The sequence below is a fragment of the Flavivirga amylovorans genome (genome assembly GCF_030540875.1).
Lineage (GTDB): Bacteria > Bacteroidota > Bacteroidia > Flavobacteriales > Flavobacteriaceae > Flavivirga > Flavivirga amylovorans.
In genome coordinates, this window is record NZ_JAUOEM010000002.1 from 24,698 (window position 1) to 47,659 (window position 22,962).

Annotated in this window: 21 protein-coding genes and 1 pseudogene; 4 read left to right on the forward strand and 18 right to left on the reverse strand. The window is 33.7% G+C overall.

All coding sequences use genetic code 11. The annotated features are described in order from the left end of the window. Positions 1 to 2 precede the first annotated feature (2 nt). The 10 genes from Q4Q39_RS05195 to Q4Q39_RS05240 all read right to left on the reverse strand — a co-directional run bounded on the left by Q4Q39_RS05195 (position 3) and on the right by Q4Q39_RS05240 (position 8,722). Positions 3 to 755, reverse strand: coding sequence for a helix-turn-helix domain-containing protein (locus Q4Q39_RS05195; protein WP_303281334.1), 753 nt, complete (start codon positions 753 to 755; stop codon positions 3 to 5). A gap of 84 nt (positions 756 to 839) precedes the next feature. Next, positions 840 to 1,253: a 5-fold beta-flower protein gene (locus Q4Q39_RS05200; RefSeq protein ID WP_303281335.1), complete on the reverse strand. Its 414-nt coding sequence runs from the start codon at positions 1,251 to 1,253 to the stop codon at positions 840 to 842. 190 nt (positions 1,254 to 1,443) lie between these two features. Next, positions 1,444 to 1,812: a nuclear transport factor 2 family protein gene (locus tag Q4Q39_RS05205; protein WP_303281336.1), complete on the reverse strand. Its 369-nt coding sequence runs from the start codon at positions 1,810 to 1,812 to the stop codon at positions 1,444 to 1,446. Positions 1,813 to 1,822: 10 nt separating this feature from the next. Continuing rightward, positions 1,823 to 2,566: an SDR family NAD(P)-dependent oxidoreductase gene (locus tag Q4Q39_RS05210; protein ID WP_303281337.1), complete on the reverse strand. Its 744-nt coding sequence runs from the start codon at positions 2,564 to 2,566 to the stop codon at positions 1,823 to 1,825. 5 nt (positions 2,567 to 2,571) lie between these two features. Next, positions 2,572 to 2,766 carry a tautomerase family protein gene (locus tag Q4Q39_RS05215; RefSeq protein ID WP_303281338.1) on the reverse strand — a complete coding sequence of 65 codons (195 nt, stop codon included), beginning with the start codon at positions 2,764 to 2,766 and terminating at the stop codon, positions 2,572 to 2,574. A 114-nt stretch (positions 2,767 to 2,880) separates the two neighbouring features. Next, the gene (locus Q4Q39_RS05220) at positions 2,881 to 3,444 is read right to left on the reverse strand and encodes a Crp/Fnr family transcriptional regulator (protein ID WP_303281339.1); all 564 of its coding nucleotides are present in this window, start codon (positions 3,442 to 3,444) and stop codon (positions 2,881 to 2,883) included. A gap of 83 nt (positions 3,445 to 3,527) precedes the next feature. Then, positions 3,528 to 4,079, reverse strand: a complete 552-nt coding sequence (locus Q4Q39_RS05225) for a GyrI-like domain-containing protein (protein WP_345075326.1) — start codon at positions 4,077 to 4,079, stop codon at positions 3,528 to 3,530. A 161-nt stretch (positions 4,080 to 4,240) separates the two neighbouring features. Continuing rightward, positions 4,241 to 6,061, reverse strand: coding sequence for a M1 family metallopeptidase (locus Q4Q39_RS05230; RefSeq protein ID WP_303281340.1), 1,821 nt, complete (start codon positions 6,059 to 6,061; stop codon positions 4,241 to 4,243). 160 nt (positions 6,062 to 6,221) lie between these two features. Beyond that, entirely contained in the window at positions 6,222 to 7,829 is a 1,608-nt protein-coding gene (locus Q4Q39_RS05235; RefSeq protein WP_303281341.1) for a S8 family peptidase, read from the reverse strand. 32 nt (positions 7,830 to 7,861) lie between these two features. Continuing rightward, a complete protein-coding gene (locus Q4Q39_RS05240) occupies positions 7,862 to 8,722 on the reverse strand; it encodes an MBL fold metallo-hydrolase (protein WP_303281342.1) in 861 nt (286 codons plus the stop codon). Between the two features lie 134 nt (positions 8,723 to 8,856). Between Q4Q39_RS05240 and Q4Q39_RS05245 the strand changes: the two genes are divergently transcribed. From Q4Q39_RS05245 to Q4Q39_RS05255, 3 genes are all read left to right on the forward strand, one after another. After that, positions 8,857 to 9,231: a hypothetical protein gene (locus Q4Q39_RS05245; protein WP_303281343.1), complete on the forward strand. Its 375-nt coding sequence runs from the start codon at positions 8,857 to 8,859 to the stop codon at positions 9,229 to 9,231. Between the two features lie 335 nt (positions 9,232 to 9,566). After that, complete coding sequence (locus Q4Q39_RS05250) at positions 9,567 to 11,906, forward strand: TonB-dependent receptor (RefSeq protein WP_303281344.1); 2,340 nt, start codon at positions 9,567 to 9,569, stop codon at positions 11,904 to 11,906. Positions 11,907 to 12,060: 154 nt separating this feature from the next. Further along, the gene (locus tag Q4Q39_RS05255) at positions 12,061 to 13,305 is read left to right on the forward strand and encodes a PepSY-associated TM helix domain-containing protein (RefSeq protein ID WP_303281345.1); all 1,245 of its coding nucleotides are present in this window, start codon (positions 12,061 to 12,063) and stop codon (positions 13,303 to 13,305) included. Between the two features lie 211 nt (positions 13,306 to 13,516). Here the strand turns inward: Q4Q39_RS05255 and Q4Q39_RS05260 are convergent, their stop codons facing one another. Beyond that, the gene (locus Q4Q39_RS05260) at positions 13,517 to 13,849 is read right to left on the reverse strand and encodes a hypothetical protein (RefSeq protein ID WP_303281346.1); all 333 of its coding nucleotides are present in this window, start codon (positions 13,847 to 13,849) and stop codon (positions 13,517 to 13,519) included. Positions 13,850 to 14,210: 361 nt separating this feature from the next. Here Q4Q39_RS05260 and Q4Q39_RS05265 point away from each other — a divergent pair, with 361 nt between their 5' ends. Continuing rightward, a complete protein-coding gene (locus Q4Q39_RS05265) occupies positions 14,211 to 14,582 on the forward strand; it encodes a helix-turn-helix domain-containing protein (RefSeq protein WP_303281347.1) in 372 nt (123 codons plus the stop codon). A gap of 18 nt (positions 14,583 to 14,600) precedes the next feature. Here the strand turns inward: Q4Q39_RS05265 and Q4Q39_RS05270 are convergent. The 7 genes and pseudogenes from Q4Q39_RS05270 to Q4Q39_RS05300 all read right to left on the reverse strand — a co-directional run. Then, positions 14,601 to 14,684: pseudogene (locus Q4Q39_RS05270) on the reverse strand (transposase); the annotation flags it as partial. Between the two features lie 456 nt (positions 14,685 to 15,140). Further along, positions 15,141 to 15,698, reverse strand: a complete 558-nt coding sequence (locus tag Q4Q39_RS05275; RefSeq protein ID WP_303281348.1) for an REP-associated tyrosine transposase — start codon at positions 15,696 to 15,698, stop codon at positions 15,141 to 15,143. A gap of 200 nt (positions 15,699 to 15,898) precedes the next feature. Then, positions 15,899 to 16,897 carry a hypothetical protein gene (locus tag Q4Q39_RS05280; RefSeq protein ID WP_303281349.1) on the reverse strand — a complete coding sequence of 333 codons (999 nt, stop codon included), beginning with the start codon at positions 16,895 to 16,897 and terminating at the stop codon, positions 15,899 to 15,901. A gap of 360 nt (positions 16,898 to 17,257) precedes the next feature. Beyond that, positions 17,258 to 18,103 (reverse strand): M43 family zinc metalloprotease, encoded by an 846-nt coding sequence (locus Q4Q39_RS05285; protein ID WP_303281350.1) that lies wholly within the window; start codon positions 18,101 to 18,103, stop codon positions 17,258 to 17,260. A gap of 379 nt (positions 18,104 to 18,482) precedes the next feature. After that, positions 18,483 to 19,610, reverse strand: coding sequence for an eCIS core domain-containing protein (locus Q4Q39_RS05290; RefSeq protein WP_303281351.1), 1,128 nt, complete (start codon positions 19,608 to 19,610; stop codon positions 18,483 to 18,485). Between the two features lie 260 nt (positions 19,611 to 19,870). After that, positions 19,871 to 22,066, reverse strand: coding sequence for a SulP family inorganic anion transporter (locus tag Q4Q39_RS05295; RefSeq protein ID WP_303281352.1), 2,196 nt, complete (start codon positions 22,064 to 22,066; stop codon positions 19,871 to 19,873). Next, a complete protein-coding gene (locus tag Q4Q39_RS05300) occupies positions 22,063 to 22,911 on the reverse strand; it encodes a universal stress protein (protein WP_303281353.1) in 849 nt (282 codons plus the stop codon). The genes Q4Q39_RS05295 and Q4Q39_RS05300 overlap by 4 nt, the downstream gene beginning before the upstream one ends. Positions 22,912 to 22,962 lie beyond the last annotated feature (51 nt).

Genomic DNA, 22,962 nt, shown 5'->3' on the forward strand with positions numbered 1-22,962 from the left:
TATTATTCCTCAAGTGTAGATAATTGTAAAAATCGGTCGTTCTCGTTTTGGTATAACTCTTTGGGTGTGGCTCCTGTGTATTTTTTTATTTCTTTTATAAAATGAGGTTGGTCAAAATAATTTTTAGCTGGAAATAATTCGCCGTTTGCTATTTCAGAGTAAGAAGCTCGACACTTTAAAATATTTAAATATGTTTTTAAAGAAAATCCATATTGCTGATTAAAGTATCGGTTTATTTGTCGACTACTCCAACATATAGTTTCTGAAATAGCTTTTATGGTTAAATCGCCTTGATTTTTATAGATAAGTTTGAATAAATTCGATTTTCTACTGTCAATCTCTTTTATATTTTTCAACCCTAAATTTAACTTTTGAGTCATATTTTGGGTGAATGCATTGAGCGTATAGAGTGATGAGTTTTGTATTCCTAAGAAGTCAATTGGCAAGTTAGATTGCGTATTTAAAATAGCACTTATTGATTGTTGAAAAATGTATTCCGCTGCCATTAATTTAAACCGAATTCCAAGCAATTTTGTTTTTCTTTTTATTTGTGTATTAACAGGTTGTGTCCAAATTCCAGTTAAAAAAATAGTTAAGACTTGATGTTTGTCATTTACTACACAAATTAAGTCGAAATAACCATCAGGAATAATTATATATTCGGCTTCATTTAAATTATCAAGATTGTCGTATTCCCAAAAGCATTTAACAATATGCGATAACCCTCCATGTATTTTATTTTCCTTGTACCTCATTCTAAACTGGCATAGACTTTTTTAAGCCCGTCAAATTTTACAATTTTCAAAAACAGTAATTGTAATTTATCCTGTGAATCAGCTTTAGTTTTCAAACTCAAAAAAGAAAAAGGTTACTGCTGCCCATTCCTTTTTAATTCCTTTGGCATAACCAATAGTGCTCCGACTACTATTTTCAATAGTTCCATTGTCTTTAATGTAACCAATGGTACTTCGACTGCTGTTTAAAACCGTTCCGTTATCTTTAATATAACCAACAGTATTTCTGTTACTGTTTTCAATAGTTCCATTATCTTTAATATAGCCAATGGTGCTTCGATTGCTATTTAAAATGGTTCCGTTGTCTTTAATATAACCAACGGTACTCCGGCTGCTATTTTCAATGGTGCCATTACTTTTTATATAACCTGTTGTTGAACGATTTGCAGATTGGATTGTTTGCGCATTGGCAAATGAAATGCTTGTTAAAGCAATGATTATAAAAATATATCTTTTCATGTGTTAGATTATAAAAATAAGTAAACTTTAAGCAGTTGATTTCTACCCCCACCCCTATTGTTTTAGTTTTTCACATCAAAAGTTAAGCCAATATAGCAAACTTCACAAAACCTAAATGACTTAAAAAAGAAAAAACCTCTTTTTGAAACGAAGAGGCTTTTAAGATTTATAAGCTTATATATAAAAGCATTTATTCTACATGCGTAAATATCTTACTAACAATTTTCCACTCATTTTTGATTTTGGTTAAGGATAAATAGTCATAATAATTATAACCCAACATAGGCACATGTAATTTGGCCGTAGCAATTTTACCCATGATATCTATGTTAATAATTTTCATATTAAAAGTTTCGTTTAAATCTTTTGGGCTTTGTCTGTTTTTAACACCTTCCAGGTATTCACGTATACTTTTTAAATAATCGACACCCTTAATGTCCCCATAGAGGTAGGTGTTTTCATGAAAACAAGATTCCAGTTTGGTAACATCTCCGTAAAAAATGCCCTCAAAATAATTGGTAATTAAATTTTCGATTTCTTTTACATTCTCTTTATACATAATCTGTTTTTTAGATAGCGTGTCCAACAGTGTGTCCGCCCGCTACATTAATAGTTTCTCCTGTTACAAAATTTGATGTTGCTAAATAATAAGCTGCCTCAGCAATTTCATTGGCTTCACCAATTCTATTTAATAAGTGTAACCCCGCTAAACTGTCGGCATCTTCAATGCCTATTTTGCCTTGTAATGGACTTCTTATGATCCCTGGAGCTATGGTATTAACTTTTATATTGTTCTTCCCAAACTCTGCTGCTAATTGTCTTGTTAGGGAATGAATAGCACCTTTACTTGTTAGTGGTGCTGTTGCCGGAAATCCATCTATAGCATGTTCCACTAAAACGGTTCCTATATTTATTATAGAACCATTCTGTTGTTTTATCATTTCAGGAATGGCAGCTTGCGACGTAAAATAGGTACCTTTTAAGTTGACGTTCCAATAAAAGTCTAAATCTGTTTCTTCAACATCTAAAAAAGGTTTTGGAGAAAATACACCCGCATTGTTAATAAGAACATCTACCGAATTGAATTTTTCTAATGCCAAAGTGACAAGCTTCTGCCCTGTTTCTTGCTTACTAATATCTCCTGCTAAATAGACTGCATTTAAAGGAGACCCAAGTGCTTCGTAAGCCTTTTTTAAGTTGTCTTCATTTGAAGAATTCATCACGACATTACTTTTTCGTGCTATAAAGTATTTTGCAATTTCTTTACCAATTCCTGAAGATGCTCCCGTAATAATGACTGTTTTGTTTTCCATGGTTTTTATTTTTTAGTCCCTAAATATTGTTTCCCATTGACACCCCAATTTTCGACGGGTACTTCGTCAATAACAACATGTGTTGTTTTTGGATTTTTGTTAAGTACGTCGACCACAAGTTGTGTAGCACCTGCTATTAATTGACGTTTTTGTTCCTGTGTTACTTGCTCGTCAGTAACTTTAATGTTAATGTATGGCATAATCTTTTTATTAAATTAATAGTCATACAAAGGTGCTGTGGAATGAGAATATTACGAAGGAGCTATGTCACTTCTTTAAAGTGATGTATATCACGTTATAAAAAAGGTCTGTAGTTAGGAATCTAATCTACTAATTGTTTCTCTTGAAACACCCAGATAAGCCGCAATCATTTTTTTAGGAACCCGTTGAAAGAGTTTTGGATACTGCTCAAGAAGCAAATCATATTGCTCCTTAGTAGAATTTTTTAATAATGACAGAATTCTATTTTGAAGTGCAATTCGACCAATTTTACTCTTTTTAGCCCAAAAACGTTCCATTTTGTGCATTTTAGCTGTTAATTTATCTCTATTTTCAAAAGAGATATATAGTAATTCACTGTCTTCTATACAGTCGATGTAAGTTTTAGATTCGATTTGTTTTACAAAAGATTCATAATCTGTAATCCACCAGTTTTCCATTCCAAATTGAAGGATATGTTCTTTTCCGCTATCGTCAATAAAATAGCTTTTCAAACAACCTTTTATTATCCAGTATTCTTTATTAACAACTTCCCCTTCCTGAACGATATATTGATGTTTACGTTTTTTGACCTGTTCAAAATGACTTAAAACAAAATCGAATTCTTCATCAGTAAGACTGATTATTTCTTCAATATGCTGCCTGAGTGGATGTGCCATTTTTATGTTTTATGTGAGGTGTAAAGCGAAAGTAACTGAAATTTTTTAGAGCGTCAAATAGTGTAAAAACAAAAAACCGTTCTTTATTCTTTTACAGATAAAAAAGTTTCTACCTCGGCGTTGTCTCCATCGTAGTATTTTTTCCCGTGAACAGTAAAATCTGCTTTATAAGCTCGGTTTAGGTTTTTATTTTGCCATATTTCCACCCAGGTATTAAAAATGGCTTCTGGCATTTTACCTTTTGAAACGAATTTTTGGTACACTGCTTTTTTGATGGTTATTCCAACAAAACCTTCGGGAATATTTTCTAGTGAGTTTACTGCTAGTCCAATAACGGTAGTATATGGCCCGTTGACGTCGGTTTCATAATCTGTGTAAACAGCATAAATATCATCATTGATTTTGTTTGGAATTTGTTTTTGAATATTTTCTCCCCAAAATTTTCCCCATAATGATTCAATATCTTTGGCGGATTGTCCATTTTCATTGATTGTTCTTACGGAAATACCGATTACGTTAAATGTTTGAATAGTTTGATTGTTCATGGTTTTTTGGGTTTTTGTTTGTGATTGTACTTGAACTGTGAGTGCGAACAGCATGCATGTAATAAGTGTTAAAGCGTGGAATTTTTTCATTTAGTACCATTTATTTGTTATGCAGCAAATTTAGACTGGCCTTATGACAAATAGCGTCAGGGGTCGTGAAGATTTTTATAAAACAATTTGGTATGAAAATGAAAAAGGCACTTTGTAAAAACAAAGCACCTTTTCTATTTCAAAAATTTACTAATTAAGACTTACTTAGTATTATTCTTTTTATCCACATCTGCCATCATCCCTTCAGGATCAATTTGAACATTCTTAACAGCTTTTGAAGCTTCAAAGGTGTATGTCGGGAATGCCCAAGCCCAATCTCCTTTTAAAGTCGCTGAGGTTGGTTTTTCGCCACGCATCATTTGTAACGGGATATAGAAATCTTCAGAAGTACCATCTGTGTAGGATACTGTTACATCTATAGGCATTGGCATTTGTCCTATACGCTCTAATGTAATGGTTTTTTCTTCTATATTCTTTACAGCATAATCAATGCTATTGGTGGTTTGTGCAAAATCCATTAAATACCAATCTAATTCTAAGCCGGATACTTTTTCGGCTGAACGGATAATGCTATTTGGCGTTGGGTGCTTAAAAGCAAAATCGTTAAAGTATTTTTTTATAGTTTTCTTTAAATTGTCTTCACCAATAATATACCCCAGTTGTGCCAAAAACACAGCCCCTTTGCTGTATGCCGAAATACCATAAGCCTGATTATAATGATAACGGTCTGCATGTGTAGTAAGCGGTTGCTCTTTCCCCGATTTAGCTAAATATATGTAGTTCCCGTAAGATCCAGCTAGCGGTTTTTTTCTATTGTGGCCCATAACTTCATTTTCGGCTAACTCACTAATGTAAGTCGTAAAGCCTTCATCCATCCACTCGTGTTTAGCCTCGTTAGTGGCTAATAAAAATTGAAACCATGTATGTGCCATTTCATGAGCTGTAACACCAACTAAGCTCCCATAGCTACGATTCCCTGTTATTAAAGTACACATAGCATATTCCATACCGCCATCACCGCCTTGTATCACAGAATATTGTTTATATGGGTATTTGCCAATATGGTTGCTAAAATATTGCATAAGTTCCACTGTTTTTGGTTGCAATTTTTTCCAACCTTCTTTCTTTTCAGCATCTAAAGTGCTTTTATAGTAGAAGTGTAACATTGGACCATCTGGAACTTGTAAGGTATCGTGAATATAATCCGGATCTGCAGCCCAGGTAAAATCGTGTACTTTAGGCGCTTTATAATGCCATGTTATTTTACCGTTTTTTTCTGTGGCATCTGGATTTTGCAAGTATCCTGTACCCCCAACAACATAGTTTTTATCAATGCTTAGCTTCACATCAAAATTCCCCCAAACACCGTGAAACTCACGTCCAATATACGGATCGGCATGCCATCCTTCAAAATCGTATTCTGCTAATTTAGGATACCATTGCGTCATAGATAATGCGACGCCTTCTTTACTATTTCTTCCAGAACGACGTATTTGAAGCGGAACTTGAGCGTCAAAAACCATATTAAATGTCACGCTTTCGCCTGGTTGTATTGGTTTTGCAAGATCAACTTCTAAAACAGTTCCTACCGTTTGGTGTTTTAAAACAGTACCGTTTTGTTTTAATGAATTGACTTTTATATAACCTATTTCATTAGGTTTTAGTTTACTAATTCTGTCTCCAACTCTTGGGTCTGGATCTGCGATGGTACGAGAGCGTACATCCATTTCGCTACCAGGTTGAAACGCATTAAAATATAAATGGTAATAAACTCGATTTAAAACATCGGGAGAATTATTAGTATATACTAAGGTTTGATTTCCTTTATATTGATAGGTATTTACATCCATATCAATTTCCATTTTGTAATCTACATGTTGTTGCCAATACGTGTTTGAGGCTTGCGACGTTTGAATTTGCGACGTTGCCACAGTAGAAGCTTTCTGTGTTGTTGTACTTTTTGAACCGGTACAAGACATAAACATACTTAAGCTTAAAACAGAAAAAAAGAATCGTTTCATAGTATAAATAAGGGTTAAAAAAAGAGGCAGTTTAGAAAGTGTCATTCTGAATGAAATGAAGAATATCTTTATTTCTAAATGAATAAGATTCTTCGCTATGCTCTGAATGACAAAATATTTTACTTTCTAAACAGCCTCTTTTTTATTCATTAAATTAATATTATTTAGACATCTTAGATGCCATAATTAAAGCGTTATAAGCATTCACCATTTTAGATGATTTCGATATATCGGCAAAAGGTCTTACATCGTTAGTATCTCCACCAACAACCACTTTTGTTTTTACAGATAATCCAGAATCCATAAGTATTTGCTTTACTTGAGCAGCACTTAGTTTTGGATAATAAGAACGAATTAATGCAGCAACACCTGCAACAGCAGGAGCAGCCATAGACGTTCCTCCTTTGGTATCGTATTCGTTTTCTGGTGTTGTTGAATATACTTTAGCTCCTGGAGCAAAAACATCTACATTTTGTTTTCCATAATTAGAAAAACCAGCAACTAGTCCAGAACCATATTTTGGCGCTAATGCACCAACTCTAATATAAGTATCGGACACTTCTTGGCCATTTACATTGTCATCAGGAAAATTAGGTTCTGTATCAACATCTTTACTATCATTTCCTGCAGCATGTACAAAAAGAACATCCTTTTTACCAGCATAAGCTATGGCATCACGTACCCAGTCACTATGCGGTGAGTAGCTTTTACCAAAACTTCCATTTATAATTTGTGCGCCATTATCAACAGCATATCTAATCGCTAAAGCAACATCTTTATCATATTCATCTCCATTTGGTACCGTTCTTATACTCATAATAGCAACATTATTTGCTACACCATTTGCTCCTTTACCATTATTCCGTTCTGCTGCAATAATACCAGCTACATGTGTTCCATGACTTTCACTTTTCTTAACTGGCTTTACATTACCATTACCATAAGATGTGGTAGATAAATCGTTTTCATCATCACCAGTAACACGCCCTTTAAAAGTTTTGTTCAGGTTATAGTTTAATCTATCATTAATACCTTCTAAACCATTTGATATTTCTTTTTTAGCATCAGCTAAAGAATCCATACCATTGCTAAACATGTATTGAGCAACTTGTACAGCTTGTTTAAGTGAAGCATCCTCTGTTTTGATGGCATTAACATCTTCTTTAGTATAATTTTTTTTACCAAAATGCTTTGTTAGAGCTTCATCAGCAGATTTTATTTGTTGGAAAATCTGTTCATAGTTTCCTTTATAACCTGTATATTTTTGGTATTCTTTATCGTACTCAGATAGTGCTCTACTATAATCTGGATGACTTGTATCTCCTGCAGCTAAAATTCTAACAAATTCTAATTGCTCATCGTATCCGTCTCCTAAAAAATTCCATCCATGAATATCATCTATATAACCATTACCATCATCATCTTTTCCATTGTTTGGTTTTTCTTTTGTATTTGTCCACAAGACGTCATCTAAATCTTCATGATCGATATCAATTCCAGAATCTATAACGGCAACAATAACTTTTTTGCCTTTTTTATTTTTAATAATTTCAGCATAAGCTTTATCAACACTCATTCCGGGAATAGTATCTTTAACCAAATCTAAATGGCCCCAATTGTGTTTTTCTGCTTCAGTTAATTCTGAAACTTTTAATGGTATGTTATCAATATTTTCAACAGGTGTTGCCAGTATTTCTGCTGTTCCACCGCATCCTGAGATTAGTATAGCTGCAAAAGCAGAAGCTGTTATTGTCTTAAGTGTTCTCATACTATAGTATTAAATTTTAGTCTTAAATTATTTTAATTAAATATTTCCTGGGTTATATGTATGTTTTTAAGTCGGATACCTTTTTCGGTTTTTTTTACGGTAATAATTTCATTATGAGCATCGTGTTCTAAAAACAAGTAATAATTATTATCGGCCGCAATGTTAAGGAATTTTTCTTTTTCATTAAGCGACAATAAGGGCCTGGTATCGTAGCCCATAATATAGGGAAGAGGTAAGTGCCCAACAGTGGGTAATAAATCTGCCATAAAAGCAATGGTTTTATCTTTATATTTAATAAGTGGAATCATTTGTTTATCGGTATGACCGTTAGCAAAAAAAATATCGAAACCGAGTTCTGAATTTTTAAGTAAATCGTCTTGTGGAAGCGACGCGAATTTTAATTGTCCGCTTTCTTCTATTGGGATAATGTTTTCTTTTAAAAAAGATGCTTTTTCACGTTTATTGGGTTGAGTAGCCCACTGCCAATGATCTTTATTACTCCAAAAGTGTGCATTTTTAAAAGCAGGTTCGTAACCTGTTTTATCTTTATTCCATTGAATACTGCCTCCGCAATGATCAAAATGTAAGTGTGTTAAAAAAACATCGGTAATATCGTCCTGATGAAACCCATGAGCCTTAAGGGAACCTTCTAAAGTATGATTTCCCCAAAGATGATAGTAACTAAAAAACTTTTCAGATTGTTTATTGCCCATACCATTATCTATTAATATGAGCCTGTTACCATCCTCAATAAGCAAACAACGTGTTGTAAGCTCAATCATATTATTAACATCGGCAGGGTTCGTTTTTTGCCACAATGACTTGGGTACCACGCCAAACATAGCGCCACCATCAAGCTTTAGGTTACCCGCATTTATGGGAAATAAATTCATAGACGGTAAAATTAAACAAATCGCAATAAAAAGACTTGTTTGTTAAGGATTTATTAAGAAAAATTATATAAATAATTTATTGCATGAAAAAGTTTTGTGTTAATTTTGCTCAATACATCTAATTAATATATTAATTGAAATTATATCCATTTATTTTATTTTTTGCTTTCGCTTTAAGACCTGCATATAATATTGGGTATGTTGCCTATTTTCAATTAAACATAGATTATATTATTGAAACCTATTGTGTTAATAAAGAAAAACCGGAATTACAATGTAATGGTAAATGCCATTTAGCAAGTCAATTGGCTGTGAAATCAATTGATGACACTGAAGATCCTTCTTTTTTAGATTCCATATTCGAAGCTTTTATTCCTGTTTATTTTCATAAAAACACCTCTCATTTTTCTTTACAGCAACCTCTTTTTTTGGCTAAGAATAATTGGAACTACAACAATACGTTTACTACTTTAGTTAAAGATATTATAATTCCGCCGCCTCGGGTGTAATACTTCTTTTTTAGACTTTTTATAAGTTATATCTGGTTTTACCAGGTATGGCTCAATATCATTATTTAAAGATTAAATAAATGTCAGTCTGAGCGCAGTCGAAGACATTAGCCTATGTTTTAATAGCATTTCGTTAAGCTTCGCTAGGTATCTTCAATATAAAATACATTTTATATTGAAGATAATGCTCAATGTGACACAGAATATACCTATTTAGATAATGAGATTGAGATATAGTAAGTCTATTCCATAAATCAAATTCCATATAATCAGTATAGCTTCATGGATTATATACTGGTTGTATCTAAGATTTAAAATATTAATTAAAACTACAAATGAAAAACATATTGGTACTTGCAACGATGTTTGCAAGTTTATGCGTGTATACGCAAAACAAATACAACGGAAAAGTTGTAGATGTTAATAATCAACCATTGGCTCAAGCCACCATTCAATCTCAAATTAATTTACAAAATGCGATCGTCACAGATCGCAATGGTGAATTTTCAATGTCTTTAGAGGGAAACACGTCCGTTATCGTAAAGTTTATAGGCTATAAAACAGTTACCAAAACATTATCAAAAGAAGCAAATATTATTGTTCTTGTTTATGATGATGAAGCTTTGGAAGAAGTTGTTATTTCTGCCAGTAGAGAAACTCAAAAACGAAGAGAAGTTCCAGCGTCCATTTCGGTCATATCATCTAAAGATATTTTAGAAACTAAGGCGCTAGGGATAGACCAGTTAGTAAATGATGTTCCTGGAGTTTTAATGTCTACGTCCAGAGCAGCTAGTAACGAGCAACATTTTATGTCTGTGCGTTCTCCAATATCTACCAAATCGTTGTTTTTATATCTTGAAGACGGCTTACCAATTCGTCCAACAGCCGTTTTTAATCATAATGCGCTTTTAGAAATGAACGATGTCGCTTTTTCGCGTTTAGAGGTGCTAAAAGGTCCAGCATCCAGTATTTATGGAAGTGAAGCCATTGGTGGGAGTTTTAACTTTATTACTAAAAACCCCACCAGAGATTTTTCTGGACATGCCGGATTTCAAATTAATGATATGGGCTTAACACGCTATGAAATAGAAGCCTCTAAGTATGCTAGTAAAGATGTTGGTTTTTATATTGGCGTGCAATCTATACAGCGTAATGATGGACCAGTACAGCATAGCGATTATGAGAAATTTGCATTAACATTTAAGAATGTAAATCATTTGTCATCAAGGTTAAATTGGACGAATGCATTTCATATTATCGATTACCGATCGGACATGACAGGATCTATTAGCGAAGCAGATTATTCCGGAGGAAACTATGAAAGCGATCAAACCTTTACCAAACGAGCTGCTTTTTCTTTTAGGTTTAGAAGTACATTAGATAAAATTTGGAATGCGAATAACAAAACGGCATTCAACTTTGTGTTTAGAAAAAACGAGATGGGACAAACCCCATCGTACCGTATCAGGCAGTTTAGAAATAGCGGACAATTAACAGGTTTTGGAAGCGGAGAGATTAATGACAATTCATTTTTAAGTGTTGTTGGTTTGGTTCAGCATAAGGTAGATTTCGATTTTGCAAATTCTTCCTTAATTGTAGGGTCTTCGATAGACTATTCTCCGCAAGACTATGTAGCCGAAACCATTTCTGTTAGGGTTGATACAGAAACAGGGCAGAATATAGCCTACACATTAAATACTGGTGATTACATTCTTAATTATGATGCCAGTATTTTAAACTATGCAGGCTATTTTCAATATGAAATAAACCCTGTCGACAAATTAAAGTTAACAGCATCTTTACGATATGATGGTTTCGAGTATGACTATAATAATTTAGTTGATGGCGTTGCCGGACCAAAAGATTCTAAAAATACATACAGCAACGTATCTCCAAAATTAGGAGCGAATTATAATCTGTCTGAAAAAATGGGACTGTATGCTAATTACTCAAACGGATTTACACCGCCGCAAACATCCACCTTATACCGTAATAGTTTTGTTGGTGTTGGTGGTGATGTGTTCGATTTAAAACCGAGCAGTTACGATAATTTTGAACTGGGCACGTACATCAGACCATCAAACACTTTAAAAGCAGATGTGGCTTTATATCTTTTAGAAGGCAAGAATACGTTGATTACGTTACGTGATGAAAATGATGAATTTTTTAATGCCAATGCAGGAAAAACACGTTCGTTTGGTATTGAATATGGTCTTAAATATAAGCCAGTTGAAGCCTTAACCATTAGCCATAACGGAAGTTTTGCGAAGCACAGGTATGTTAATTTCTTTGATAGAGGTATTGATTATTCCGATACCGATAGAGAAACTGCGCCTCAGCTTTTAGGAACCTCTAAAATCATTTATAAACCGCAGGGTATTAAAGGGCTTTTGTTAAGTGTTACTCATGAGATGGTTGGTAAGTATAACACCAGTTTTGAAAATCAAGTTGATAATGGTGATGGCACTTTTGATACAGCCATTTACGATGGACACAACGTGTTTAATGCTTTAGTGTCTTATAATGCGAAACATTTTGAAATTTGGGTACATGCACTAAATATTTTTGATGAACTGTATGCTGCGAGAGCGAGTTACAACAGATTTAGAAGTGAAAACGGGTATGTGATAGGTAACCCGAGAGCGTTTCATGTTGGCGTGAATTATAAATTTTAATCATTGTGGGGTTTTCTAAAAAGTACTTAGATGTCTGTTCGAGCGCAGTCGAGAACTTTTAAACGTCTTGATAGCTAAGACATCTCGACTGCGCTCGATGGGACCATTTAGTTTTTAATACCTTTTAGAAAACCCCATTAAACCCTTTTAAACCATGTTTAAAAAAAATCATAAATTAAATCAATGGCTTTGGAAATGGCATTTTATAGCAGGCCTTATTTCCTTGCCGTTTGTAATTGTTTTAGCCATTACGGGAGGTATCTATTTGTTTAAAGATACTTACGAAGCACCAAAGCAAGCACATATAAAAGCGGTTGCCGTTGAAGGCGAAGCCATGTCGTATCAAGAGCAATGGCAATTGGTAAAACCATCCTTACACAAAGCACCTAATACCATGGTGATTCCCACGGAAGCAAATCAAGCCACCGCGTTTACTTCGGGGATGTTTAGTCATAAAAACAGTGTGTATGTAAACCCATATAAAGGTGAAGTTACGGGGCGTATTAGCCCAAAAGATTCCGATATGTATACCGTTAGGAAGTTACATGGTGAACTACTGCTGGGTAAATTCGGAACCAAAATCGTAGAACTTATTGCCAGCTGGCTTTTTGTATTAATTATTACAGGAATTTATGTGTTTTGGCCTGGTAAAAAGGAAGGCATTAAAGGGTTTTTTAAAGTACGTTTTAAACAGGGAAAACGCATCCTTTTTAGAGATTTGCATACGGTATTTGGGTTTTGGATTTCTGTTTTATTACTCATGACCTTAGCTGGAGGCATGCCTTGGACCGATGTTTTTGGAGATGGTTTTAAGTGGGTGCAAAAGGTGACCAATACTGGTTTTCCTAAAACATGGAATGCCAGAGGCTTAAAATCGAATGTGGATGGCGAGGCCATTTCTTTAGATGATATGGTAACACTTGCCAAGTCCATGAACTTAAAAGGGGAGGTTAGTATAGGGCTTCCAAAAGACGAAAACGGCGTGTATAGTATTTACAATACGACATTCGATTTAGGAGCGCAAAAACGGTTTCATTTCGATCAGTATTCGGGAAAACAATTGGTACATCATAATTGGGACGATGTTGGTGTTTTAATGCGAGGTCGTATGTGGTTTATGGCATTTCATCAAGGGCAATTTGGCACTTGGAATTGGATTTTAATGATCGTTGTTGCCCTACTGTTAGCTTTTGTAGCCATTACAGCATTAGTATCGTATTTAAAGCGTAAACCAGCTAAAAAGTGGGGCACGCCAAAAGTACCATCACAGTTTAAAGCGGGCTATGGTGTTATCGGCTTAATAGTTTTGCTTGGTATTGTGTTTCCGTTGTTTGGTGCTAGTGTTTTGGTTATTTTACTTGTGGAGTTTTTTAGGAATAGGAAGGAAAAAGTTGTCTAAAAATAAAAACGAAGCTGTCATTCTGAGGAGCGCCAAAGCGCGACGTGAGAATCTTTTGAATTTAACCTAAAATTTAACAGATTGCCACAGTCGTAGCTCCTTCGCAATGACAAGTTCCATTCATGAGATTTCCTGCCTTACTGAAACAAGTTCAGTATAAATCGCAGGAATGAAAGAGCCAAAAACACCCGAGAGAACGTGTTTTTTGGCTCTAGCTATCAACACATAGTACTTTGTTTGCTTTAACACATTGGTCAATATTTTCAATAATCATAATTTCTGTAATCAATTCTCTATTGTTATAATATATGTCGGGAAGTTGTTTAAAGAATGCATTGAATTCCTTTTTCTCTAAAAGATCTATTTCTATATCGTGGTTTTTACTCAAATAAATGATGGAGATAACTCTTAGCCCCATTATACAATGCTTTACAACATTGTCTGCCAATCCAGAGTCGTTTAACAATGAAATTAGTGTGGCTATAATGGCGCGGGGTGGCATTACAAAAGTATCTGGTAATAAATCGGCTACTGTTTTTTCCATGGGCATAGGTGTTACGTTTTTGTTAGTAAAACACAGATTTTAGTTGTCTAAAAAATGATGAATGTTTCGTTAAAGCCTATAATGTATGGAAACAAAAAAGGCGTGGAACTCAACTTATTGCACTAGAGGTACTGGTATACCGAGGAACAACAAGCGAGCTCACGCCCAAAGACGTGAGCATCTTACTTATCTTCTCGTTCCTGTAAAATTACCAGTTTTCTAGCGCGAGATTCAAAGCGAATGCTTCATATATTTTATTTGAAGAATCGCAAAATTACATAATTGATGACAATATAGTAAAATATATATTCATTACAAATTTGTACCGAATAAACTAAGCTATTTTTTCAAATTTTACAATATGAGAAAGTATGGTGAAATAGAATTACATCTTTTAAATATTCAAATAGGATGTGTTCTTAGGCTGGCAAGATTAAAGAAAGGTCTATCTCAGCATAGTCTTTCTTTAATGTTAGGCTCAAACCCTACTATGGTGGGAAGAGTTGAACGATTTGAAAACGTAAGTGGTTGGGATAAAATCTATTTTATAAGCCAACAATTAGATGTTGATTTTTGTAGCTTATTTATTTTAAAGAGTAAAGGTGATTTATTGTCTATAGTCGAAGCGTCTTTAAAACTTGAAAGTAAACTTACTCAAGATAAAAGAGACTATTATACTTTTTTGAAAACAACGATTACAAACAAATATGATTTACTAAAGAAAGGAAGATAAATTTAATGGTTTGTGCCCAGTAAATACATCTATCCAATTTACAGTAGCAAAACTTACAAAGTACAAGCCCGATTTATTATGAAACTTATAATTTCTACTCATAGCTCTAAAATACAAAAAGCTCTTCTAAAATGTTTTATTGTTTTTCGCTCATTGTTGACGCCACTAAACACAGTTTAGCGGGAGCGGTGTTTATTACTCTTATATCTGCCTAAATATAAGAAGTTTATTTAATTTATTGACAGATTTACCCTGCTACAGCCAGTTTGCAACTGGTGGCGAGAAACAGATAATTATCTTATTTTTTCTTTCTTACTATTAATATCAGTCAATATTGGTATATGATTAATACAACTAAAAATATAAGAGGGTGGTACTTTCATCTAACGACAGTTTACAACAGATCGCATAAAACAATAACCATTATTCTTACTCTTATCTCCACAAGTTAAAAACTTGCGGTAGCAAACATATTATTCTCCGCTACCGCTAAACTGTGTTTAGTGACTACAGACTAACTAAAAATTAACCAATTAGAATATTGTATTAATTCAAAATTTACCCTATAAAACCAACCGAATCTATCTCCAAAACCGTATTATCATCTTGAAAATTTCTTGCACTTGAATATTTCCAATCTATTGGGTTTGTTACAAATCCACTTTCTACTGGATTTTGATGGATGTAATCTATTTTTTGTTTTATAACTTTTTCACTCCACAATTCTATTGGTTTATTATGATGTTGCCAAAATTGATATTTACTTCTTGTTGCATTCTTTTTCCCTGCGCGCTCAAACATCCATAACAACCACTCTTTTCTACTCTCTTGAGAATTATTTTCTATAGTTTCTATTAATGTCCTCGCTGTATGTTTTTTAAAATCCCTTATCAGTCCTGATGGATCTTCATATGCCGACCTAAATATTAAATGTATATGACTCGGCATAAAGCAATACGCATAAAGTTCCATACCTTTCTCCTTTCTGCAATAATCTACACTTTTCGACAAAACATCAAAATAAATTTGTCTAGTAAATACATCTATCCAATTTATTGTAGCAAAACTTACAAAATATAAACCCAATTTATTATGAAATTTATAATTTCTACTCATAGTTCTAAAATACAAAAAGCTTTTGTAAAATATTTTATTGTTTTACTCACTGCTAACGCCACTAAACACAGTTTAGCGGGAGCGGTTTTGCTGGTAATCTTTACCACTACTAGTTTAAAAACTAGTGATAGCGAAGCTTTTTTCACGTCTTGAATTGGATTCCATTTAAGTCCTATATCTTGTAATTTAATGGTTTGTTGTCAGCTTTTTTTTACCCCAAGGATTGCAGCCATACGGTCAAGTTCGATTTTTCTATCTGCACTCCTTTTTCTGTAGCTTTTTAATTTTTCATACAGTTCTAAATAAACCTCTTCCTCCCTATCACTAAGAAAATTCATTTGAACATATGGTAATTTAGGATTGGAAATATCGGATTTCAAATACATGAAGGTATCTCGAGCTTCGTTTCTTATTAGGGCAAACGGTATGTTATCACTAGTTTCAACTTTATAATTTTTTGAAGGACAGAAATATATTTCGCAGCTTGAACTGTCCTCGTCAAGAGCATCAACAAACCTTTGTACCAATGTTTTTAAATTTGCATAGTACATACTTGTTTTATCTTGCATTAATTCTTCGTCCACAACAAAGTATCTTTCAATAGAAACCTTTCTTCGCGCAGCCTGTAGATTCGTTAAAAGAAAACTCTTACGGTATTTCTTAGGAACTCCTGGGAAATTCTTTATTAGCTCACTGTCTTTTTTGTCATTAAGCCAGATATCAATTGTTGTAACAGTTCTATATATATCACCACTCCTAAGTATATCTAGGGCACTTCTAAAGATATACATAAAATACATTCTTGAATTCAAACAGAATTGTTTGTACTCACCGTTTGACATATAGTTATATTTGTCAAGTTCAACTCCAAACCTGTAATCTATAAGTCGGAGTTTATATAAATCTGTATTTTTATTTAGTTTAGAGGTTAAAGAACGAATCTTTCCAGCTTGTTTTTTCAATTCTCTTTTGATCGTTAATACGGGAAGCTGACTTTCCAATCTTTTACGATTAATGTATGCTATAAATGGAATAATTAGGATAAGAAGAATAGTTAGAACGAGTGAGGTCTGGATAAAGGTTAGTCCAAGGTCCTGGTTAAGAAATTTGGTCAATGCTATAAAACCAACCACAAGAGGCACTAAAACCTTTGCAGTTTTCCAAGTATCCTCATTGAAGTGTTTTTTGAAAAATTCCATTTATAGTTCGTTTAGTTGCTGATAACAATTGCCTGTATCTGCTTCCGCTCCCGCTAGTTTAAAAACTAGTGGAGAGAAACAGATAATTATTTTATTTTTACTTTTAATACCAACCAATGTTGGCATGTAATTAATACAATTAAAAAGATAAAAGGGGTGGTACTAACATCAAATAGCGGCTTACAACTGGTCGCATAAAACAGAACCATTATTCTTACTTTATACCCACAAGTTAAAAACTTGCGGTAGCGAACATATTATTCCCGATTGGGAATAAATTCTATCAAAAAAATCAATCTTAGTTACGGGTTTCTGTAATAGCTGCTAATAATTGTATAAAACTTCTTTTATTATGTTTTTTTATTGGTTTTGCTGGTAATCTTTACCGCCACTAGCTTTTAAACTAGCGTTAGGGTATTTTGAGTTATCAAATAATATCCGTTTGTGTTCAATTATATTATTCCTCATTTTAATGGATTGGCCAATTGTAAACATACATCTACATGGATTATAGTCCATGAAATTATTATATAATGTTTTATGACCCCTATAGTGTGTTTTCTTTGGAGGACAAGGGCATTTAGGCGTAATAGAATAACATACAGCTGTTGCTCCTTTCTGTTTTGGTGTATCATCTATTAAATCATTACGATTTCCAAAGGTTACTCGCAGCCAAGAACTGTTTCCGATTTGTCCGAAAATATGATATAACCCCATCCAATGGCCTGTTTCGTGTGTTAGTACATGACTGCTCATTCCAACACTTTTGTAATTTAAGTGCACTCTATCACTCAGAATATCTGACGCATTCCCTTGTTTCGCAATAAAAACATTTAGACAATTTGAGGGATCAATAAGTAATTTGTTTCTTTTTTCGAGTTGCTTTGAAGAAATTCTTCGGATTCCTTTTTTTCCATTTTTTTGAAATATAGTATCAAGTAAATTAAACTCAATATTAGGATTGCCTACAAGATTACGAAAGTCGTTATCAAGTAAACTCATATCATTCTTTTGCGTAAAATTTAAATTTAAGTCTTGTAATTCATTTAAGATTAAACGATCACTTATGTTCTCAGAATCATTATTATAAATAACGTGGAATACAATAGGAATTTTAATTTTACGTCCATCATCAACCGAATTCCTTGTCTGACTGAACAGAACGGTCGTTTGTAGTAGAATAATAGCAACTAGAATATTTTTCATCGTATCAATATTTTTAAATTATGTTATGTTCTTGCCTTTCCTAATTGATCCCCGCTCTCGCCAGTTTGCATTTGGTGGAGAGAAACAGGTAATTATCTTATTTATTTTTTCTTGCTCTTATCTCCACAAGTTAAAAACTTGTGCTAGTAAACATATTATTTCGGAGCGTAAATAAATTTCTATCAAAAAAACCAATCTTAGTTACGGGTTTCTGTAATAGATGCTAATAATTGTATAAAACTTTTTTTATTGGTTTCAAGCTTTGAAGGTATAGATTGCTCTATTGTTTTTCATTATCGCTTATAGCCAATTTTACATTTGTGTTTTCATAATGATATGATTTTCCATGATGTATTTAAAACTAATAATCAGATTCCATCTATAGTTGTGCTACCTTTTCATCAAACCCGTCCATCATATCAGGAGTACTAAGTTTTTTTGGTAAAGAGGAAAAAGTCATTTCAAACGCACTAGTGGCTGCAGAACTGTAGGAACTTAAACCTTTTGCGCCTTTTTCAAACTCAGATTCTTGAGATGCTAAAGCTTGTGGTTGGTATAAATGATCGGCATGAACTTTTATCGAGATATTTCTGTCTTTTTTTAAACCCTCTAATCTTTCCTGACAACCTTTTTTACCATCGTCTCTAGTACAAAAAGTGCTACTACATGGGCTTGTAGAAAGGTAAACTACAAGGTTTCCGTTCTCCAGGCCTAGTTTTATAATATACGCTATTAGATTTTCTTCTGCATGATTGCCTTTTTCTGTTTTAAATAATCCGTTGGCACCAACAGGCTTTCCATTAAACTCAGCGTAAAGAAAAACGGTTGTCATAGTTGCTTTACGGTATCCGGTTTTATCTAAATCAAGTTTCTTCATAAGCCTTTGCACAGGCTGCTGGACATTTATTGGGTGTTGTGTTTGGGGGGATGCGATTACTTGCTTATTTGTTTGCAGAAGTGCTTTAGCTCCCATAACATCAGCTTCTTTCTCCAATCCGGCATCGTCATTTATATTCACCTTTCCTTTCATTTGCATAGTGGGCTTTACCCTTCCTTGCTTTTGCTGAACTACATGCCATGCTTCGTGAGGCAAATGTTTTTCTTGCCCTGGCCCTAAGTGAATGTTAGTTCCTTGCGCATAGGCATGCGCTTGTAACTGAGCTGGCTTATCAGAATTGCGATGCACCTTTACATCATCCATTGAGTAACCAGACAGGTTTTCAATTCCCGACTTCAAATTATCTGGTAAGCCCGTTTTATTTTCTTTTTTTTGGATTGTATGCTGTGGTTGCTGTGAATGATGATTGTTCGCCATTGCTTGTAATTGAGCTGCTTGTTTTGCTTGTGGGCTATTATTCGCTACCTCTTGCAGCTTTCTTTGAGCAATAGCTTCAGGGCGATTATCAATAAACCGAGAAGTAGTCTCACTATGTGGCTTTACCTTGCGGTTAGCGGCAGGAACTGACTGGCTTTTGTTTTCCTTTGTTTTGTCAGCGTGAGTATTCATGATTTATTCTTTTTAAGTTTTGATCTATTGCCTGTAACAATTAATATAAACGCATTTTGTGACGTTTACTTTTTTATATCTGCCTAAATATAAGAAGTTTATTTAATTTATTGACAGATTTATCTTATAATTTGAAATTATATAATTAAGAAGTCTTTTTGTTAATGCTACGCCGTTTTGAGGTTATGAGATTGAAGTATGGTTTTTTTGTGAAAATTCCCGTTTAAGAGATTCTTCACTGTGTTCAGAATGACATCTAATCAATGGCCAACAACATCTTTCAGACGTTTTCCAAAATCAAACAAGGCCTTAATTTCTTTTATACTTGCCAAACGCTCTTTTCCGAAAATTAATAAAGACTCTCCGTTCGACTCGATATGGTAATAAGGATTACTTTCAAAGAAATGAACCAGATCATCATCAAAAAAGGCTGTAATCGCTTCTTCGTTATCGCCTAATAAATAAAAACGGTTGGAAAAATCGGAATGGTTTTGAATAGGAATATCTTTAAACCCTGCGAAGGCATATACTTTTTCTAAAAAACCTTCCCTGTCTAATGTGAATTCGGGTATTGGACAATCTAATTTTATATGAAGCATGGTCGATCTAATAACTTCTTTGGCAATAAATTCACCTTCAGAAAACTCAATATCGAATAAATTTATAGCATTATTTTTATACGATAATTGATTATAGATATGGTTAATGTTTTTTGTGTTGAAGAATAAAAAATGATTTAAAAAATCGATATCTTTTTGTTTTTCAGATGTATAGTTTAATTTAAAATCTTCGGCCAGATCTTCTATACTGGTTTGACGTCTGGTAAGGTTGTTTTTAATAATGTTTGGTACAGGTAGCAAACGCCTTAAAGCAAAAGGGTGCTTGGAGTCTGTATCGTGCATATCTAAACCTATAACATCAAAATGACCATCTCGTTTTTTAAATAATTCCTGGAAATTATGCATGTTTTCCATGACGGTATGGTCCACAAAACTACACAGCGAAAAATCAACAATAACGTCTTTATCTTCCGGAACTGCGTCTAGCTTATCTTTTAACTTGTAATAGTTTAAAAAACTACAAAAATGTTTTACGCTCACGTAATAGTTGTCCTGACCTTCTTCCTGATACATTAAAACATTAGGTTTCATAACGTTTCTAACAAACAAGGAAACTGTTTTATTAATGACTATATGAATAATTAAAGTTGTAATAACACCTGCTAAGATGCCTGTTATCAGTCCTATTTTTAAGGTTATTAATAGGGTGACAAAAAATATAATAAGTTGCTCTTTACCAATAGAGAATATTTTTTTAATGACATTTGGAGATGCTAATTTATAGCCAGTGTATACCAATATAGCCATTAAAGCGGGTAATGGAATTCGCGTTAGTTGGGTACTGAATAAAACAATAAATAACACTAAAAATGTTGCGTGAAAAAAGTTAGAAGACCTGTTACTGGCACCATTATTTACGTTAACGGAACTACGAGCAATAACAGTGACGACATTAAGGCCCCCAAGAAACCCACTTCCTATGGTTGCCAAACCAAGCGCTTTAAGGTCTCTATTTACATTAGAACGTCTTTTTTCCGGGTCTAATTTATCTACGGCTTTTATGCTTAATAACGACTCTATACTGGCTATTAATGTAATGGCTAATACACTGGACCAAAAAGGAAAACTACCAACACTGGAAAAATCGGGCAAATGCATCTCTGCAATGATTGTTTGAATACTAGGTATACCAGAAATCATGTATTCTTTTGCAATAGGGTTTACCTCATGCACTATAAACTCGAAGTAGTAACTAAAGCCTATAGAAAGTAAAACAATCCACATGGGTGCTGGTATAAGTTGTAAATACTTATTTCTGATTTTGGCATAAAACATCATGATGGCCAAACTTATTACGCCAGCTAAAGCAGCAAAGATTAACCCTTTATTTTGGTAATGTAAAGCATCGTTAATGGTAAATGGTATTTCATACAGATAATCTAAAGTCGCTTTGCGTTTAATTTTATGGGCGAACATAATATGAAACTGCTTGGCTAAAATAATGAGCCCAATGGCTGCTAACATACCTTGAATAGCCGATGAAGGAAAAAAATCGGCCAATTTTCCCATTCTAAAAAAACCAAGCAAGAGCAATAAGAGACCTGAACATATAATGGCAGCGTAGGCACTTTCTATACCCAATGTTGTTATAGCTACCAAAAGCACACCAACTAAACCATTACCGGGGCCGGCAATCGTAACATGACTTCCACCAAAAATAGAAACAACAATACCACCAACTACAGCTGCTATAATACCAGCTATAGGAGGTGCTTCACTAGCCATTGCTAACCCTAACCCAAGAGGCAATGCAATAAGGCTAACTACAAAACCAGAAAAAATATTTTTTGGTAATGTACTAAGAAAATCTTTTATTTTATTCTTTTTTGGACTCATTGAAGGATTAAAACATCGGTTGGTAACTCTGTTAAAATATGCTCTATATCATGCGGAAATAAACGATCCCAAAAAGTCATTTTGCTAGGGGCGTTCATAACTAATAAATCGGCTCTGGAAATTTGAGCATAGTGTCCAATAGAATACCCTTGTTTACCAAAAATAGGCTGCAACTTTGTGACAATATCTTTGGTATATTTTTTAGGAATATGTTCTATAATATCGTTAATTCTTGAGTTTTCTCTAAGCCTTATACGTTCTTTAATTATATTAGCTTTACGCAACGATTTATCATCATCAACCTTTACCGAAACTTGTTTTTGTTTAATTTCTTCAACGATGGTTACTTTTTCAGCTTCAAGCTGTTTTGCAACATAAAATGCAGCTTTAATAGTTTGTTCTGTTTTAGGGTCTTCTAAGCCATTTACAACAATATGTTCGCATGCAACACGCTCAATCGAAGGCTTAACCAATAATAAAACAGAGCACTTTGCTTTACGTGTAATCTTTCGGGCAATAGACCCTACATAATATTTTAAAAAACGTTCACGCTGTACGGCTCCAAGAATTAAAAGATCTATATTTTTTTCTTCAGTAGTGGATAAAATAACATCTACAGGGTTTCCCGATTTGTATACAACTTCGTAATCCAGATTATCTTTTTCAAAAGGTTTTAAAAAGATTTTAAGCATTTTAACCTTGTCATCAGAAACTTCGCCGACATGAATTAAAAACAATTTTGAACTAAAAAAAAGCGAAAGCCTGGCCGCCTCATGGAGGTTTGCTTTTAAATTAGGTGAAAATGCGGCACCAATACCAATGCTTTTAAAAGGTTGTAAAGACACTTGAGTTATTTAGATAAAAAGAGTAGAAAGATAGTATTTTTTTTAAAAAAG

What these genes read in the sequence shown, in the direction of transcription:
- Q4Q39_RS05195 (WP_303281334.1), bottom strand. Translation starts at nt 755, where the DNA reads ATGAGGTACAAGGAAAATAAAATACATGGAGGGTTATCGCATATTGTT.
- Q4Q39_RS05200 (WP_303281335.1), bottom strand. Translation starts at nt 1,253, where the DNA reads ATGAAAAGATATATTTTTATAATCATTGCTTTAACAAGCATTTCATTT.
- Q4Q39_RS05205 (WP_303281336.1), bottom strand. Translation starts at nt 1,812, where the DNA reads ATGTATAAAGAGAATGTAAAAGAAATCGAAAATTTAATTACCAATTAT.
- Q4Q39_RS05210 (WP_303281337.1), bottom strand. Translation starts at nt 2,566, where the DNA reads ATGGAAAACAAAACAGTCATTATTACGGGAGCATCTTCAGGAATTGGT.
- Q4Q39_RS05215 (WP_303281338.1), bottom strand. Translation starts at nt 2,766, where the DNA reads ATGCCATACATTAACATTAAAGTTACTGACGAGCAAGTAACACAGGAA.
- Q4Q39_RS05220 (WP_303281339.1), bottom strand. Translation starts at nt 3,444, where the DNA reads ATGGCACATCCACTCAGGCAGCATATTGAAGAAATAATCAGTCTTACT.
- Q4Q39_RS05225 (WP_345075326.1), bottom strand. Translation starts at nt 4,079, where the DNA reads ATGAAAAAATTCCACGCTTTAACACTTATTACATGCATGCTGTTCGCA.
- Q4Q39_RS05230 (WP_303281340.1), bottom strand. Translation starts at nt 6,061, where the DNA reads ATGAAACGATTCTTTTTTTCTGTTTTAAGCTTAAGTATGTTTATGTCT.
- Q4Q39_RS05235 (WP_303281341.1), bottom strand. Translation starts at nt 7,829, where the DNA reads ATGAGAACACTTAAGACAATAACAGCTTCTGCTTTTGCAGCTATACTA.
- Q4Q39_RS05240 (WP_303281342.1), bottom strand. Translation starts at nt 8,722, where the DNA reads ATGAATTTATTTCCCATAAATGCGGGTAACCTAAAGCTTGATGGTGGC.
- Q4Q39_RS05250 (WP_303281344.1), top strand. Translation starts at nt 9,567, where the DNA reads ATGAAAAACATATTGGTACTTGCAACGATGTTTGCAAGTTTATGCGTG.
- Q4Q39_RS05255 (WP_303281345.1), top strand. Translation starts at nt 12,061, where the DNA reads ATGTTTAAAAAAAATCATAAATTAAATCAATGGCTTTGGAAATGGCAT.
- Q4Q39_RS05260 (WP_303281346.1), bottom strand. Translation starts at nt 13,849, where the DNA reads ATGGAAAAAACAGTAGCCGATTTATTACCAGATACTTTTGTAATGCCA.
- Q4Q39_RS05265 (WP_303281347.1), top strand. Translation starts at nt 14,211, where the DNA reads ATGAGAAAGTATGGTGAAATAGAATTACATCTTTTAAATATTCAAATA.
- Q4Q39_RS05275 (WP_303281348.1), bottom strand. Translation starts at nt 15,698, where the DNA reads ATGAGTAGAAATTATAAATTTCATAATAAATTGGGTTTATATTTTGTA.
- Q4Q39_RS05280 (WP_303281349.1), bottom strand. Translation starts at nt 16,897, where the DNA reads ATGGAATTTTTCAAAAAACACTTCAATGAGGATACTTGGAAAACTGCA.
- Q4Q39_RS05285 (WP_303281350.1), bottom strand. Translation starts at nt 18,103, where the DNA reads ATGAAAAATATTCTAGTTGCTATTATTCTACTACAAACGACCGTTCTG.
- Q4Q39_RS05290 (WP_303281351.1), bottom strand. Translation starts at nt 19,610, where the DNA reads ATGAATACTCACGCTGACAAAACAAAGGAAAACAAAAGCCAGTCAGTT.
- Q4Q39_RS05295 (WP_303281352.1), bottom strand. Translation starts at nt 22,066, where the DNA reads ATGAGTCCAAAAAAGAATAAAATAAAAGATTTTCTTAGTACATTACCA.